We start from the raw sequence: 17,450 nt of genomic DNA, 5'->3' as shown, positions 1-17,450 counted from the left end.
CTCTCAGGAAAAAAAAGCGAACGGAAAACGGGAATAGTCGACAGTGACGAACCGGCTTTCTTTGCTCGACTTATAGGCCGCCTCAATGATCAGCATTGTCTCCAGGCCCCGGGTCAGCGAAATCGGCGAATCCTGGTCAGGATCAGCCAGCAAGTCCGCAAGATGGTCGATTTCACCGGCAAAGTCATCAGGCCGTGTCTTTTTGAAAAGCTGCTCCTGCACCGGTATGTCACCCGTCTTGTACCGCACGGCATCACAATCTGAAGTTGCATTCACCTGCCATTCGATATACCCTGATTTACCGATAATTTTAACCTTCTTTTCCGGTGGCTCGGTAACCACGTCCTGAACGATGTTGCCAATCAGTCCCGATTCCGTCTCCACGATCATCTGCCCGAGTTGATCGTACTCGACACCGTCGCTCCGAATGATCTGATGCATGGCGGCGACCTTGGTGGTACGGCCGTTTCCGGTTATGTGAGCGAAATGCTGCCAGATGTTAATAGCATGCGAGTGTTCTCCAGTTGCCCCCCCGCCCTTGGAGAGATATCCCAGGTAACTGTCCTTTGGGCCGTCAAGCCAGGGATGAGCGGCAAAAATGCCCCCCCAGTACTCACGAAAACCGGCATCAATCGTAACGATCTCTCCAACAACTCTGTCGGCCAGCAATTGCTCCGCAACCCGGGTATTGCGCGTCAATGTATGATTGTAGCCGACCAGTACGAGACACTTGTGCTCCCGTGCCGTTTCAAGCAGTTCTCCAACACCATCAAGGCTTGGAGGACAAAGCGGTTTTTCGATCAAAACGATCTTCGGCGAAATGCGTCTGATCTGGTCCAGGGCCACCGGTATATGGTATTCCGGCGGTGTCCCGATAATGACAACATCTCTGTACTCGTCTGCCAGGTCCTCGACCAATTGCAGCTGGATATCTGCGTCCCATTTTCCGTAACGCCCCGGATAGATGTCCTTTTGCGTCCTCTCGAGCGCAGTTTTGTCTCGGTCGCACATCTCGACCTGCCACCCTTTCTGGCGACAGGCGAAACTAAGATGATTGCCGATTGAACCGGCGCCGAATATTCTCACGGAAACCATAGTAAAAGCTCCTTATTTTGAGAAATTACAAACCTCCCCCCAAATAAGTTCGCAGAGGAGTGTCACGATAACATGCTGAATTTCTATCCAAGTGTGGCTTTTTATCATCTATTTGCCCAAAACTCAATAAAAGCCGCCTGTCTTTGATCTTTGGAGCATCCCGTGCATATGTTCCGCTTATTCAAAGTTTTTCGCCGCCATCATGTGACGCATCTAGACGACTGTTTCCATGGGAACCTCGCCGGGAAACAAAGTCGTTTCTTCTCCGTTCTCCCTTGTGTTTCGCGCTCCTTGGTTGTAGTGTCAGGCAAGCATATACCATCACAACATACAACGATGAACCGCGTAAACCGTAAGATTTTTGGTATCGGACTTAATAAAACCGGAACCACCACCCTTGGCGATTGCTGTGATTTGTTAGGTTACTGCCGCTTTGGTTACTCCTACCAGCTCCTGTTCGACGTCAAAAAGAAGAATGACTTCGGTCCAGCAATCAAAGTTGTCGAAGACCATGACATGTTTGAGGATTTCCCTTGGCCGTTGATATACCAAGATCTTGATCGGCTGTTTCCCGATAGCCATTTCATTCTTACCACCCGGAAAAACGAATTTGCCTGGCTCAACAGCCTGGAAAAATTCTCGATGCGAACACATCCTTTCAGGCACGCCCGGAAACTGGCCTATGGCCACAACTACCCAAGATATCATCGGGACGAATTCATTTCCTGCTACCTCAGGCACAACGATGAGGTCCGGACGTATTTCGCTGGTCGGCCAGACGATTTCCTGGAGGTGTGCTGGGAGAATGGGGACGGCTGGGAACGGTTGTGTCGATTTCTTGACAAGGACATCCCGCCGGTTCCTTTTCCCCACGTCAATGCTTCGGTGAAAAAAGCACCGCCAAAAACACATCGACTTTTGATCAACCGGCTCCTGTGCGCGCTCCGGTATTAAAGAGAATTACCCAGAAATGCTGTCAGACCTCGCCTATCAGGCCCTTCCCTACTCCTGGCGGAAAAATCTTTTTGCCCTTCTTCATCCCCGTAAAAACCGGAAATACCAGGTTTTACGAACTGAAACATCCCGGAGGTACACGTATCGATCCTTTCTTGACCTGAAATGTCTTTTTATTCATATCCCAAAAGCGGCAGGGATTTCCGTCTGCACAAGTCTTTTTTCCCACCTCGGCGGAGGACACAATCGTTTGAAAGACTATCAGGTAATTTTCACCGAAGAGGAGTTCGATCTTTTCTTCAAGTTCTCATTTGTCCGCAACCCCTGGGATAAAGTATTCTCAGCCTACCATTTCTTACTGCAAGGCGGATATCAGGGTTACAATAGAGAGTGGGCGATGAAACACCTGACTCCCTATCGCGATTTCAACGATTTCGTCAGCAATGGATTGCACCGCAAGGAAGTGCGCCGATACATTCACTTCCGGCCGCAATTCGAGTTTATCTGCCTCCCCGGTGAAACCGAGCCGCACCTTGATTATCTCGGTTTTTTTGAAAACTTAACGCAAGATTTCAAATATATCAGTAATCGCATCTATGGGCAGACCATTCCGCTCGAGCACAGAAACAAAACATCCTCCACCGAGCACGAGTCCTTTCTAGAAGCGTACTCGGAAATATCGCGCAGGATTGTCAGCGAGCTTTACGGCAGGGACATCGAATTGTTCGGTTATCAGCCCTTGCAAACCCTGACCGAACAACAACTGATAGCGCGGGACAGCTCTTACGTGAAGAACCGTCCAGCGCTCTAACCCCCCGCGCCATGAGTTCGACTATCGCCCTGCTGAGTCCCTATTTCGGGCCATTGCCGTTCTGGATGCCGGCATTCCTACTCTCATGCAGAGATAACCCGGGAATCGACTGGCATATTCTCTCGGACAATCCGCAGCCCACAGAAAGACCGGTCAACGTTTTCTTCCATCATATGACCCTTGACCAATTCAAGGAACTCATTTCGACGCAGCTCAAAATACAACCGCCCCTCACGCAGTCGAATCTAATCAAAGTATGTGATTTCCGCCCGGCGTTCGGCATCGTTTTTCAAGATCTTCTGCATGACTACCGTTTTTGGGGGCATTGCGACATCGATGTCGTCTGGGGAAATATTTCCTCCTTTATCACTCCGTCAATGCTCGATTCCTACGACATTATAACGTCACGCTACAAACTACTCTCTGGTTCTTTTACTCTCTACCGCAATAGTGCACCGATCAATTCGCTGTACCGCTCGATCCTCGGCTTTAACCGGCTTGTCGGCAATGGTCGGCATTTCAACGTCGATGAAAAGCACATGAGCAGGCTGATCAAGGCTTTGAGCACTTCGAGTGACATCAGGCAGGCACTCTATTTCCTCGGCAGGAAAAGACCTCCCCGTTCCCCTAGAGTGTACTGGGACCGTATTCTTACCACAAGTGGCGGCTATCAACGACAAATCCCGGCGAAAGATTCTTCCATGAAATGGGACAACGGGAGAGTGTACGGGTTTTACGGGGAGGAATTCATGTACCTCCACTTCCACAAGATGAAGAACACGATGAAATCAACAAATTTTTCTTATACCGACAGCCCTAGTCGGTTTCATATAAACCACACAGGGATTCACCATGTGAATCAAGGATATGCTCAGGTCCCGGCTGAATAGGCGGCTGCCATGATTGTCGGGAGCGCACCTATTAACCCAATGATAATTGGGTAACATTTTATCGTTTTGAACAGTCAGCGCCGCAGATACCCTCAAGACGCACAAAGAGATACTTTATTTCAATCCCTTTTAAATCCAATGTACAAGGGGGCAAACGAGAGATAAGGGAGAACCGCCACCCGCAAGGGACCTGTCGAAGCCAGAGAACACCAGCCGATGACCACCAGGAACAGAAACCCCTGCAGATACGTGCATGAACGCCGCTGCCCCATGGAAAAACCCTCCCAGAAAAAATTTACGCTTTTGTGTGCCATGGCAACAACCAGACGACCAACCGCCCCAATACGGCATTGCTCAGCATCCCCACTACCCCGATAACGATGAGGGTGGCATACAGTTCCTCGGTCCGCAACGTCTGCCAGGACATCCAGATCTGTGCACCCAGGCCGTCCTGCGCCGAGAGCATCTCGATCGCTATGGTTACCACCAGCGCATTATTGAACGCCAGACGCAGTCCGGTCATCGCCATCGGGAGACTGCCCGGCATGATCACCCGACGGAGCAGTGTCATACCCCTGGCCCCATAGTTGCTGGCGGCCTCCCAATAACACTGCTCGATATGCTGAACTCCGGCCAGCGTGTTGAGCAGCATCGGAAAAAAAGCGGCAAGAGCAATCAGTGCTATCTTCGATGCTTCGCCAATTCCCAGAATAACGAGAAATATTGGGAAAATAGCTAATTTTGGCATGGGGTGCAAAGCTGCTACAACCGGATCCAGCACGGCTCTGGCTTTTCGGCTGGCCCCCATGCCCCAGCCGACAACAAGCCCTGCGCCCGCACCAGCAACGACTCCCAGCAGCAGGCGGTAGAGGGTTGTTCCCAACGTCAGCCAGAACAGGCCGGTCCCGGTCATCGCTGTCAGTGTTTTCACAATCGTCGACGGGGCGGGGAAAAAGAGCGTGGAAATCCAGGTTGACTGCGCGGCAACCTCCCAAACAAGAAGGCAGAAACCGAAAAAAACGACCGTCACCCAGCGTTCAGGATGAAAAAATGCATTACGTTTAGTGCCGGTCAAACTGTGTTTGCCGTTCCGCTCTGTAATTGTCCGCGAACGTCGCTCTCCAACAGTTTCCATATATGCCACTTTAATTCCTCGAGATTTTTATGATCACGACCGGTCAGATCCCGCGGTCTGTGGAATCCTGAAATCACCTCTTCCCGTATTTTCCCCGGTTTGCCGCTCATCACGAGAACCCGGTCGGCGAGCAACAGCGCCTCTTCGATATCATGAGTAACGTAGAGAACCATCGGTTTCTGCCGGTTCCACAGCGCCAACAACTCTTCCTGGACCACGAGGCGCATCTGGGCGTCCAGGGCACGGAGCGGCTCATCCATCAACAGGATATCCGGCTCCGTTGCAAAAGCTCTGGCAATGGCCACCCGCTGGCGCATTCCACCCGACAGTTCATGGGGGTAGTGTTGGTGAAAATCAGCCATCCCCATCGTAGCGAGCAAAGCGACGGCACGTTCCCGTCTTTCCGCCACCGGCATGGCTTCCATTTCCAGCCCAAAGGCCACATTTTCCCACACCGACATCCACGGAAAAAGGGCGCTGTCCTGGAAAACCAGACGGGCTTTCGGCATCTGCACCCATTCTCGAAATTCGATCTGGCCATCATCCGGCTGCGACAGGCCGGCAACCAACCGGAGCAATGTGGATTTTCCGCACCCGCTGGGACCGAGCAGCGCGACAAACTCTCCCTGTTGCACGGAACAGGAAACCGACGCCAGAGCCTTCACCGACCCCCGCTTCGAGCTATAGCGCTTTGACACGCCAATTACGTGCAACTGCTTCATATATTTCAAATATACAGCTCCGAAGCCAGCAATAGTCACCTCATGTTTGCCACATGCGTCACCTGTTTCCCCCGCTCATCGAGAAGCCGCTTGGCCGACGCCTCGAATTGTCGGGGAGAAATGCACGGTTCACGATCAGAACCCGCCGTCCCCCTTGTCGCTAAATGGCGTCACCCTAACTGATCTACTTAGGAAATACAACCACTTGCTTTCTTCAATGGACCAAGGGGAAAAACAGTCGGGGACATCGTTCATGCTGACGCCGCCTCCTCCTCTTGCCGCACATCGCCACTGATGCCCAGAAGGGACCTTGACCATCAAGTCATTTCCGACGGACAGACTCTTACAGACAGGGAGGCGCACCGATGAGCCGGACAGCCCTTGTCGTAACTGCACCCGCACCGGAGAAGCATCAACCGTGGGAAAACCATCTTGTTTCATTATCCCAATGCAATCGACATCACGTTCACCCTCTGCGCGCTTCGCCGGAAGATCGGGGCAATTCATAATTGAATTTCAGATGATGCCAGCGAATCGAGGTGTAATTCTGCCGCCACCGCTCAACATACAACCGGCCATACGCCCGACTGAGCGCTTCCACCTGTTCCTGTTCGGAGCCGGGCGGCGCGGTCAACGGCTTGGCTATTTCGATCTGAACGTTCCGAATCTCATCGTATCGTACAAACACCGGGACAAAATGGGCGCTGCTCGTCACCGCGAGCCACGCCGGACCGGTCTGAAACGGCCGCCACCGGCCGAAAAAGGGAATATCCACCGATCGCCTTCCCTGCAAACCGTCCCCGGCAATGAATACGGCGCCGTTTTGCTGCAAAACCCGTTCTGCCCGCTGCAGTTGCTCTGTCCTCGATATCATCTGCCGCACCGGAAAATCGTCAACTTCACCATCGATTGCCTGATCGTTGACAACTGAGGCGGTCTTGATGCCCCGGCGTTCCAGATACTGGTGAAAAGGAGGAATCATCCACCCGGCATGGGAAACGACCAGCAGTACCCCGCCCGATCGATCCGGCGAATCCAGAAGATTTTTCCCCTCCCCGGCGATAGTCACCCACCGGCGGAACGCCGGTTCTGTCATCAACGCCCGGCTTCGCCACGGTGACCAGAGATTGGCGACGAGGCTGCGCTTCAAAGCCTGTTTCTTCTGATGTACGCCTATCTCCTCCTGCCACTTGAGCACCATGTTCAACTGACCAGAAAAGAGAGAGCGATGCAGCCAGAGTTGACTGACTAGGACACGCTGGAGGACGGTTCCGACGGGAAAGGGAAGCACTCGTTTCCCCCAGACCGGCCCGGTTTTGACCATCCGACGGACCCCCTTGAGAAGTGGCTTCTTTCGTTTGCTCTGAGGCGTAGCCCGAACCGTTGTCTTTTCGTCAGCATAGCACGGTCCCTGCTCAACCGGCTTTTCGGTCACGAGATTGAGCAGGCCGCGAATGGTACGCACATGCAGGAACTCCGAGGGGAGTTGATGTCCGAGAACTTGTTCGACTTCGTGCATCAGGCGCATCGCCGTCAGAGAATCGCCTCCCAACTCGAAAAAATCGTCATCCATTCCCACCTGATCGATATCAAGCAGTTCCGACCAGATACGTGCAATCCGCCGCTCCAGTTCAGCACCGGGTAGAACGTAGGCGGTGCTCAGTTCCGGACGCGCCATTTCCCGGCGAGAGAGTGCCTGACGGTCAATTTTGCCACTTGTTGTCAGCGGCATTTCTTCCAACCAGCTGAACCGTCCGGGAACCATGTAGTGCGGCAGTGAGCGACGGAGCAGAGCGCGTAGTTCCTCGACTGAAGGACGCTGATCGCTGTCACCGACGAGATAAGCAATGATCGAAGGCTCATCATGGTGCCGCATCCTGGCTATAACTGCAGCTTGCCGAACCCGTGAGCAACTGTTGAGTATCACCTCGATGGCCGCCATATCGACCCGGTACCCGCGAACTTTGACAATCGAATCTTCCCGGCCGTAATACTCCAGGCATCCGTCCGGCCGCAGACAGGCGCGGTCGCTGGTAATAAACACGCGCTTGCCCGAACCGTCTGCTGCGGGACGGAAGGTGGCTTGAGTTCGCGCCTCGTCCCCCCAATACCCCACACTGAGATACATGCTGGCAACAGCCAACAGACCGACAGAACCGACTCCGACCGCAGTTCCGGTCTCGTCGAGAATGGCAATCTCCTTGTCTTCAACAGGGTAGCCAACGGGCACCAGACCGTCTGAAACGGCAACGCGTCCATCAATGAAGCCCTGGGCAACTGTTCCGGCCTCGGTCATCGCCAAACGGTGCAGCAGCGTAACTGACGGTCCGAAAAATGTGAGAAAATGACGAACATCGTCACCGTAGAGCGATTGACCCGCCAGTGTTACCAAGCGTAGGTCTTGCCATGGTGTCTCTGGGACAGCAGCGTGAAGAATCTCTCGCCACAAGCCGACCGGCAGGGCGGCGATAGTGACGCGTTCACTGATCAACCAGGAAACCAATTCTGCAGGGGAGACATGGCGCGGATTTAGCGAGCAAATAGTCGCGCCATTGAGCAGAGTGTCATAGACATTAGGCACTGAAGCAGAAAAACCGGGGAAATTGAGACTCGTTCGCCGGTCGCTGGGAGCAACGTAATAGCTGTTGGTATTCACCCAGGTCGAGTGCAGCAACTGCTGATGGTCGCGAACCACCCCTTTCGGCTGCCCTGTCGAACCGGACGTAAAGAAAAGAGCCGCCGGTTGTTCCGGCGTTGGCTGCACCCCGGGGTTATCGATCATGCCCCCGGCCAGTTCTTCCCAGAGCAGGCAATTCCCGGCCTGCCTCCCCAGGGCTCCCTCTAGCTTCTTCCAGTGGATTCCAGTAGTCAGAACGGTTTCCGCACCAACCAGCTGCATGACCAGCCGCAACCGCTCCGGCGTGTCATTCGGATCGAGGACGGCGTATGCCTTGCCCGCTTTCAACACGCCCAGCATCGCCGGAACCGACGGGTCATCCTGATCCATCAACACCACAACCGGTGCTCCGGCAGTTCGGCTGCTCTGCAACAACCGGGTCGCGACCTGATTGGCAACCGCGTTCAGCTCTCCATAGCTCATCTGCTGCGCTTTGGTGCGCAGGGCGGTTTTTCCTTCAAAGCGTTCAACGATCGACTCGAATCGGCTGATTACCGAACCAGACAATGCCTTGCGGGGGAACGGTTCATAGTCATCCGGACATCTACCGGTATACCTCCGTTTCACCCTCGTTACGCCTCCAGGCGTCATGAACGGGGTGTTACCAAGTGTTCCTTCAGGCTCAGCGGAAGAAATCTCTTTCTTCTCCGGACATTGCCAGAGAAGCACCACCTGCGAACGCTTCTTGTCATGCCGATACAACCCGTCCGGCATAATTCGCTGCACCACTACTCGCCACTGCTCCTCGGGCCAGTGACGGTCGGCCAGTTGATGGCCGATGAAGGCGCGGCTCTGAAGAAACCTGCCGATCCGCCAGGCTGCAGTCGAGCCATGTTCACGCCAGGTTTTCAACGCTTTTACAAGGCCATGCCAGCGATACCACATTTCCCGGCCCGCTCCGGCGACCGGACACGTCGGCTCCTGCACCAGCAGCCACCCTCCCGGTTTCACCATCCCGGCCAGCAGCGGCAGGGTCCGCTCCACGTCGGTGTGGTGCAAGGCAAAGCTGCTGACCACCAGATCAAACGCTTCACCCCGCAGCGCCGGCACGCCGATATCACCACGCACGAAGCTGACGTTCGCCGCCCCGGCGGCCGCGGCCTTGCGACGAGCCAGGGCCAGCATCTCCTGGGACAGGTCAAGAGCGACGACCCTGGCGGCAGCTGTGGCCAGGCCGGCGGCCAGGAACCCCTCCCCGCAACCGGCGTCGAGTACCGTTGCCCCCGGGGGGATCAACTTTCGGGCACTAGTCAGCAGCTGCTCCACGTTCTGGTGCTCCACCCAAAATTGGTACTCCACGGCGAACTCACCGAAATCTGATGATCCCGGTTCGGCCGAAAGGTGCTGATTCATTGTTATCTGCCGAGTTCTGTGGCAGCCTGCTCAATAAAACGCGGCTCATACAGCTCTTCCGGGCGTAAGGCTCGATCCACCATTCCCTGTTCGGTAGCCCACTCCGAATAACGACTGAGCAACTCTGCATCGCTCTGTCCATTGTCGGCAAAGCTCGGCCAGCAGACCCGCGCCAGCAGCGCCGGCTCCAGCTTGGTCGCTGCCGCCAGGATCTCGATATTGCGGGGCGTCTTGCCCTCCTTGAACTGGGCGATACCCTGGAGATAGGCATGGAGGAAGCGAACGCCCAGATCGCCGCTCTGGTCTTTCTCCAAAAGATTCGGGCCGAAGGTGATCACTCCCATCGGGAAGTTCGGAATAATAGCCGATAACGGCAGCCATAAATCTCCGGCGCCGCTTTCCCGCAAGCGGGTAATCCACGGTTCACTGAAGAATGCCACATCCAGATTAGCGCTGTTGAGCGCAGCAAGCCGTGCTGCAGAGTTCGTGACTGGTGTCGTCATTATTTTTGAAATGCCGAGCCCCCACTTACTGAGCACCTGATCCAGAAAATATCTGTCTACCCAGGTCGGCATGACGTGGAACTTGAGATCTTGCAACATCTCCGGAGCCGGATTCTGCATCTTCTCCACCAAGCCACTCCGCACCACAAATCCGTCCGCCGGGCATTCATCCGTAGCGGCAAACCCCTTATTCGCAACGATCTTTACAGATTGCCCGCGCGCTATCACGTTGAGCAGCCCAACCGTCAGGATCGCATCCACATCGAGATCCCCGGTGAGCAGCGCCGTCATCGATTCGCTGTTGTTGTTGAACTGAATGAACCGGATGTCGAGGCCTTGTTTCTCGAAATACCCCTCTTCCTTGGCAATGTAGAACGGGCCCCACGACAAAAAAGGGGATACTCGCACAGAAAGGGTTTTGAGCTGCCTTTCTACAGCGAATACAGAGCTATTCTCAATATCTACTAGAGTCATGATTAGCATGACTGACATAGCCATTAAAATCCTGCTTCGAGATACTGTTTTCATTGCAACCCCACGTCAAGAGTTATGGTTATTGATAAGGGCATCATCGTTTTTCTCGGCAACGACAATACCCGTGTGCAGAATGACCTTGCTTGGCATGTCTTCAGTCACAAAAATCGGCGTTAACCCGTACGACTTCAAGTCGGCAATCGAGGCCGAGAAATATTGCGTGGCCAGGACCCTGTTTCTTCTGATGCCCCGCGCATTCCAGTCGCGGAACGGCTCGGAAAAAACTGCTGTTTTTCTGGCAACCCTAGCAATTTCAGACAAGACGTCCGCTTTGATGTGATCCATCTGCTCGAGCGCCTGGTTGGTATAAACAAGATCAAAACTGCCATCGCGAAAGGGGATGCACTCACCTGAAGCCTGAACAAAGCCCATCTGCGGATTCTCCGCAAACGGAATGGGAAACGGGACATACTCATTCATTTCCCTCGGCAACTCACGCTGAAAACAGAGTCTTCTGGCATCACCTACGCCGGCGGCGGTCAGCTCCAGGCCACAGAATCGCACCTCCGGAAATCTCCTTCCCAGCGGGACAATCATACTCCCCCGCCCGCAGCCGACCTCTAACACGGTGCACGGTCGAAACTCGCTGATTATCCGTTCCAGATACAGCAGTTGGATCCGCCCCTTGACGTACGGGTTGGCAAAATAGTGGACACCTCTCCATTCCATCAATTCCGACCGGGGACTTTCGGGTGTATAGAGCGAATAATCAAATGCACTCCATTTTTCCTCGTAACCGCTTCGGACCCGATCCGTTGTTCGCATCTGCTGCAACAACTTTCTGGCTACTGCTTTCTGGAGTCGCTTCACCAGCCAGCGACAATACAGCTTTGTCAACAGCGCAATCGAACCTGGGCTGGTTGCACGTTGCCTTTTCTTGACATACGGGGAAAATACTCGATCTATGTCTTCTTTACCGACGGTAATATCAACCATATCTTCTCCGCAGAATCTGTTGGCGAGTTAACGAAACATCGTTCAGGATATACAGTCCCCCTGGCTTTGGACATGAAGCAAAACTTCAGGGGAGCTTGAACAAGTCAGAATTTCGTTCAAGATCGAGTCGCGCAAGGAAATTTTACCGCAGGCATACACATGAAATCCCGAGGATACAATGTGATTGGGCAACGATGATATTGGCCAAAATGACAATTTTTCAACGCTCCTTTTATTATGAATGAAAACGGCCAGCACCTTCTGCCATCTTCCTTCAGTTGAGATGGGCAGAGCGTGCCGCCTCCATGAGCACGCGGTCCACAATCCCGGCGGTGGACGCGGCATTTTCGATTTTCAAGAGAGCGCCATGGGTCGTGTCGACCGGATAGACCTGAACATTTTCACATAATGCCGGCCAGCCGTTAGCCGTCGGCTCGATATCGAAAGGACGGAATCTGGACGCTTGAATCAGTTCGATATCAAATGGCACGTGCCTGAAGTTATGCTCATTAATGGCGGCGGTAAAGAAATCTTTATATTTCCCCTGAATTCTCGGCACCGCTTCGAAACGGCTAGGGGTCTGAACCGGTCTCCCAAGTCTTTTCAATAGCTTCTGCACTTGACGGTTGCCAAATCCGAGAATTTGCATCTGACCGGGATAACGCAATAAGTTAAGAAGCTTGCGTAAGCGGAAGCGGACTGTTTTGCGAAATTCGATAAGTTCCGGGGTGGCAGTATCGATCATGATCAAGGCGTCAACACGCTCGCCTTCGTCGTGCAGATAGCAGGCTGCCTCAAAAGCGAGCAAACCGGCGAACGAGTAACCGAGCAAGAGGTACGGCCCGGTCGGCTGAATCCTGCGCATGGCCGCGACACAACGACGCGCCACTTCGCTAAAATCGTCACCTTTGCTCGACTGCAAATCAGCTATATCAGGTTGTAAGCAATGGACGGCGGCAGGGCTCTGCACGCACGGTAACAGGTGGCGAAGGTAAAATGAGTTGCCGCTGCGGAGTGGAAAGCTGAACAGTGCCGGAAGGGTCCCTTCCTTGACTTTTATCGCTTCATTTATCTTGCCCCCTGATGCCAAGCAGCCGGCCATGTCATGCAGACAAGGAAACTGATACACAATGCCCGAATCCTTGATCTCGCCAAACTCTTTTTCCATCTCCGCCATCAGAACCGTTGCCAACAGAGAGTCCCCGCCAAGATCGAAAAAATTGTCGCCCGTGTGCACCTCTTCGATGTTCAGCACTTTTTTCCATAACCGGGCCAGAGCGATTTCCACGGTCGTTTCCGGTTGCCCCGTTTGATCACCGTCTGTTTCAGCCACGTCGAGGAGTTGTTGATAGGCGATCTTGTCACTCGCCGTTCGGGGCAACCGGTCATGAAGGACGAAACCGTTTGGAACCATGTAATCCGGGAGGTGCCGTTGTACGTAGAGTTTTACCTGATCAGCTGTCAGGGAATCGGACTCCACATGGGCCACCAGCCGCCCACCGGCTGACTGCCTGTTTTCCACCACGGCGGCACTCTTGACAAGAGGATGCTCCAGGAGCTGATTTTCTATCTCAACCAGATCTATCCGAAACCCCCGTCGCTTGATTCGGCGATCCTCCCGACCGACCACGGAAATCGTGCCCCGACCATCCCGGTAGGCCAGATCACCCGTCAAAAACCGTTGCCGAACGGCACCCTTCTCGTGAAGAAAGCCGGATTTATCCCGATCCCCGTTCAGGTACCCGTCGGCCAGTCGATCACTGGAAACGAGAATCCTGCCACTATCTCCGTCAGGGACATCTTCAAGCTTTTCATCGACAAGGTGCAGACTGACCCCCGGAAACGGGTAACCGATGGAAACAAACTGATCATTCTGTTCCGGGTCGGGAGCAACCTCGAGCACTGCCACGGTCCCTGCGGTTTCGGTCTGTGAATAGAGATTGTAAATGCGCTGCTTCCCGCCCCATTCCCGCCACCAGCTCTGCACCGTCTGCCAGGGCAGGGGTTCGCCGGTCAATAGGATGTAATGCAACTCCGGTGGAGGAGACTGAATTCCCTCAGCGTTGCTGCCAATGCGATGGACGTCGATGACCGTCTTCCACACACTGGGGACGGTATCCCAAACCGTTATTCGGCGTTGTTTCATCCACGCGATGATCTGTTTTGTATCCTTTCGCTGCTCCGATCCTGCTATCACCAGGTGCGCGCCAAGCATCAGGGGGAGAAAAAGCTGGCGCACAGATGCCGAAAAGGCAAAGGAAGCGGTGTGCGCAAAAACATCCTTGGCCGTCATGGGGAACACAGATTCCAGGTCCGCGAGATAACGGGAAAAACTGGTGCGGGATACAACAGCGCCGGCCGGCCTCCCGGACGACCCGGATGTATAGCAGATGTAGGCAGGTACCGTACCGGAGACGACTGGCATTGCTTTGGATCCTTCCACCGCTGACAACGAAACGGATTCGAGAGAAACTACCTGCCACGGCCCCTGCGGAAGATGCGGGGCGGATTCCTGGTCACCAAGTACCATCGCAGGTGAAGCGTCCTGAAAAACCGCCTGGAGCCGCTTTTCGGGCCATTCCGGATCACAGCCGATCCACGTCCCGCCTGCACGCAGGATTGCCAAGGGCCAGATGAGCGCTTCCACCGTACGGGAACAGGCAACCGCAACCCGGCTTCCAGGTCGTATGCCACTGTCCTGCAGCCAATCAGCCAACACGGCAATGCGGCGTACAAGGTTCCCATATGAAACTGTAGTGCCCGAGCAATCAGAGACTGCATTATTGTCTGGAAACTCAGCTGCATGGTTCAGGATACGATCGAGCAGACTGACCTCGTCTTCCTCAGACCGCTGCGGCCGTCCATCAGAACTGGCTCGTTCACTGCTGCCGCCCGACTTTCTCGCCTTCTCAGGTATCAGAACAGAGGCCTCGCCCCGTACTGTTTTCTCACCGAGCTGATTCGTCCCGAAAATCGATATCTTGACGATAAAATCAGCACCATCCTGTTGACAATCGACGATAAAGCCTCCGTACCATGTCGTGTCGCCATAAAGATTGGGACGCATGATATCTATGGCAACGTACTGCAAACGGCCGTGATCTCCCATCCAATCGGTCAGCAACGGAAGAATCCAGGCAAACCTCATCAGCCCATTGTCAAAGGGAAGTGGCATTCCCCGCTGATGGCACAAAATTGTGTCCTCATGCTGCAGGCTAGCACTCACAAGCGCCCCGGTTACCGGATGTACGAAACTTCTGGCCGGTGATTTCAAGCTATCCCGCCAGGCCCAAGACCCTGACGCCGCTGCAGGCCCCACCGCGGCATTCCAGGCCACCAAGTCGCCGATATTGAGGGGGCCACGGACCTTGGCTGGAAGTTTCGCACCTGGAGCCAGGTCACGATCCTGAAACAGCCGATCGCCGCGGCGAGATTCGGATTCTACCGAATGTTTAATCGACAGAAGTTCACCGTCCTCATAACGATGACATTCTCTTTGAATGCGGTCCGATTCGCCAGACCTGGAAGTGCGGAACAAATTCACTTCCATTGACGCGACTCGTTCACCATGCTGGTTGGAATAGTCGGTACCGGTTACGAGAAGTGACTTGGGCAGCCCTCCTTGCACATCCTCGACAAGAGAAACGCGCAGAAGCTTTGCCTCGCTTCTGAGCCTGTCTCCCAACTTCATCGGGTGATGCCAGCGGCACGAAATCCGAGTGATCCAGTCTTCCAGGGGAAGCTCTGCAGGAGCACCATGGAGCACTGGATAACCCACAGACAACGGAAACGCGGGAGGGACCTGAGCCGTCATTCCGGTGACACTCCCGGCAGGATCCGGGTCAAACCAGAGGGGATTCTCGTCACTCGTTCCTAGGACGAAGTGGCGTACAGCATCAGCCGAGACAGTCGTATTCCAATTTCGGCGCTCCTGAGCAACCTTTCCAATCAGGAGTTTGCTGTCCGCTGCGAATTTTTCAAGAGGCGCTCGACAGAGGTCTTGGGCATTCGGTTGGTTGTTCATGGCACTACCTGAATCTGTTTCTCTATCAGGCACGAATCGCTGTTGATCCTTCGTCCGTCTTTCCTTTTCCGGCAGGACGCTAGAGAAGGATAAGCGATTGTCCTTCCAGTCTCAATATTTTGATATTTAAAACGATCCATGCATAAAGTCATCATGTACTGACCGCACGTTTGAAGCTGTATGTGGTCGCTTGACTCCTGTTGCAGGAGCTGTCAAGGTGGCAAGGCAGGGGTGACTCCCAATGATCTGGACGAAAAACAAAGATATAGTAAGATGTTTATTATTTCTCAACCTAGAACGTGATGAATTATAAATCGGCCAGGACACGAGCAGCCTCCGATATTCGCGGCGAAGGCAGCCTTAAAGAAAATCAGAGAAATCAGGACGCTCTCCTGGATTGCCAAGAACCGCGAGTGGACACCGGGAAAATTGGACATGGCTGTGTGTTTTCCAAATTTTTTTGAGAAGAGAAACGTCAGACAGGACAACCCGATGGCGCCAGCGGTTCCAGGGACCTACTCTGAACCGGATTGATCAAGTCAAACACAAGAGGAGCAGCAACGGTACGATGTCGAAAACAGCGATACTCATAGTAAATGGACCAAGTGATACACCGTACGGCACGTGGATTGAGATGTGTCTCAGTAAAATCGTTCAATACACGGATCCTGCAGGTCATCATGTTTTCCTTTGGAACAACAACACTCACGATATTGAGCTGACAAAACGCTTGCAGGGCTACCGCAACCTTACCCTTGTACAATACGAGCAATCACAAAAACTTACTCACTTCCATCGAGAGCCATTACAGCGGTTATATCAATGTGCCCTGAGAGAAGGACTGGGTAACGAGGATTATGTTTTTACATTAGACAATGATAGTTTCCCCATCAAAACCGGTTGGCTCCCCTATATCACCTCACAGCTCAACGAAAAAACCGTTCTCGCGGGTGTATGGAGAGATGAGCTGAAAAAGGGCATAAAACCATATGTACACCCGAGCGGGTTATGCATTTCGGTGGACTATATTAAGAGTCGGGATCTTCGTTTCGATACCATTCAAAATGGAGAATTTGATGCCAGCGATACCCTCTCTCACTTTACTGACCAAGCAAGAGCCGACGAGAGAACTATATTCAAATTGCGGCGCAGTAACAAGAATAACTACCATCGTCTTCTCGGGGGTATTTACGGGGACACCATTTATCACCATGGGGCTGGATCTCGGAACTCATTCAAATTATGGGACGAAAGGCACCTTTCAAATCTCAAACCGATACGAAATCGTAACCGTTTAGCGAGAGACGTCATGACCAAGATGCTATTTCTTCACTACGATACATACATAGCCTGGCTAAGAAACGGCAAGGCGGAAGACAAGAGGGTTAAACGCTTGTTCCAAGTCCTAAACTGGCAGATGAGGATAAAACAGTATGTACCCGGTTTACGATGAGCTAAACACACGGGCTCCTCTTAGCAAGTGAGATTATTTGGCTCCTCGTCATTTCGTGTGGATTTGATATCATAAGATCAAATCCACACGAAATAGCGAGGAGAAACGTATGAATGGCAACGATATCATAGCATTAGGACTTGGATTAGAGAGACCCTGGGAAATCACCGGCCAATCTCTGAACACCGAGTGCACGCCCCACGAACTGCGGATCACCCTGTCCGCTCCACGGGGAAGCAGTTTCCCTTGTCCTGAGTGCGGAGAGCTGTGTAAGGCCCATGACTTCAAGGAAATGACCTGGCGGCATCTCAACTTCTTCCAGCACCATTGCTATATCACTGCCGACGTGCCACGAATCAAGTG

Annotated in this window: 12 protein-coding genes; 5 read left to right on the top strand and 7 right to left on the bottom strand. The window is 53.5% G+C overall.

Translation table 11 applies throughout. The features are described 5' to 3' along the window. Nucleotides 1-3: 3 nt before the first annotated feature. A complete protein-coding gene (locus BUC26_RS18330; protein ID WP_073378401.1) occupies nt 4-1,095 on the bottom strand; it encodes a Gfo/Idh/MocA family protein in 1,092 nt (363 codons plus the stop codon). Between the two features lie 336 nt (nt 1,096-1,431). Between BUC26_RS18330 and BUC26_RS18325 the strand changes: the two genes are divergently transcribed. The 3 genes from BUC26_RS18325 to BUC26_RS18315 all read left to right on the top strand — a co-directional run bounded on the left by BUC26_RS18325 (nt 1,432) and on the right by BUC26_RS18315 (nt 3,750). Next, a complete protein-coding gene (locus BUC26_RS18325) occupies nt 1,432-2,049 on the top strand; it encodes a sulfotransferase family protein (RefSeq protein ID WP_073378399.1) in 618 nt (205 codons plus the stop codon). Nucleotides 2,050-2,299: 250 nt separating this feature from the next. Continuing rightward, entirely contained in the window at nt 2,300-2,860 is a 561-nt protein-coding gene (locus tag BUC26_RS18320; RefSeq protein ID WP_161949879.1) for a sulfotransferase family 2 domain-containing protein, read from the top strand. Nucleotides 2,861-2,871: 11 nt separating this feature from the next. Next, nucleotides 2,872-3,750 carry a DUF6625 family protein gene (locus BUC26_RS18315; RefSeq protein WP_073378397.1) on the top strand — a complete coding sequence of 293 codons (879 nt, stop codon included), beginning with the start codon at nt 2,872-2,874 and terminating at the stop codon, nt 3,748-3,750. Nucleotides 3,751-4,045: 295 nt separating this feature from the next. Here the strand turns inward: BUC26_RS18315 and BUC26_RS18310 are convergent, their stop codons facing one another. The 6 genes from BUC26_RS18310 to BUC26_RS18285 form a co-directional block, all read right to left on the bottom strand. After that, nucleotides 4,046-4,825, bottom strand: a complete 780-nt coding sequence (locus tag BUC26_RS18310) for an ABC transporter permease (protein WP_073378395.1) — start codon at nt 4,823-4,825, stop codon at nt 4,046-4,048. Beyond that, entirely contained in the window at nt 4,822-5,607 is a 786-nt protein-coding gene (locus BUC26_RS18305; protein WP_073378459.1) for an ABC transporter ATP-binding protein, read from the bottom strand. Before BUC26_RS18305 ends, BUC26_RS18310 begins: the two co-directional genes overlap by 4 nt. Nucleotides 5,608-6,073: 466 nt before the next feature. Continuing rightward, nucleotides 6,074-9,637 (bottom strand): LpxL/LpxP family acyltransferase, encoded by a 3,564-nt coding sequence (locus BUC26_RS18300; RefSeq protein WP_073378393.1) that lies wholly within the window; start codon nt 9,635-9,637, stop codon nt 6,074-6,076. Nucleotides 9,638-9,639: 2 nt separating this feature from the next. Beyond that, nucleotides 9,640-10,638 (bottom strand): ABC transporter substrate-binding protein, encoded by a 999-nt coding sequence (locus BUC26_RS18295; RefSeq protein WP_073378391.1) that lies wholly within the window; start codon nt 10,636-10,638, stop codon nt 9,640-9,642. Nucleotides 10,639-10,680: 42 nt separating this feature from the next. Further along, on the bottom strand, nt 10,681-11,610 hold the full coding sequence (locus BUC26_RS18290; protein ID WP_073378389.1) for a class I SAM-dependent methyltransferase: 930 nt from the start codon (nt 11,608-11,610) through the stop codon (nt 10,681-10,683). A 274-nt stretch (nt 11,611-11,884) separates the two neighbouring features. Further along, complete coding sequence (locus tag BUC26_RS18285) at nt 11,885-15,634, bottom strand: AMP-binding protein (RefSeq protein WP_073378387.1); 3,750 nt, start codon at nt 15,632-15,634, stop codon at nt 11,885-11,887. A 568-nt stretch (nt 15,635-16,202) separates the two neighbouring features. Between BUC26_RS18285 and BUC26_RS18280 the strand changes: the two genes are divergently transcribed. Together BUC26_RS18280 and BUC26_RS22750 are read left to right on the top strand one after the other, a co-directional pair. After that, nucleotides 16,203-17,087, top strand: a complete 885-nt coding sequence (locus tag BUC26_RS18280; protein ID WP_073378386.1) for a hypothetical protein — start codon at nt 16,203-16,205, stop codon at nt 17,085-17,087. Nucleotides 17,088-17,196: 109 nt separating this feature from the next. Beyond that, a partial coding sequence (locus BUC26_RS22750) for a transposase family protein (RefSeq protein WP_143166070.1) occupies nt 17,197-17,450 on the top strand: 254 nt, incomplete at its 3' end.

Origin of the sequence: Desulfofustis glycolicus DSM 9705, assembly GCF_900130015.1 — a bacterium.
Classification (GTDB): Bacteria; Desulfobacterota; Desulfobulbia; order Desulfobulbales; family Desulfocapsaceae; genus Desulfofustis; species Desulfofustis glycolicus.
Note: the sequence above shows the minus strand (reverse complement) of the source record. Positions and strands in the feature narration are given on the sequence as shown.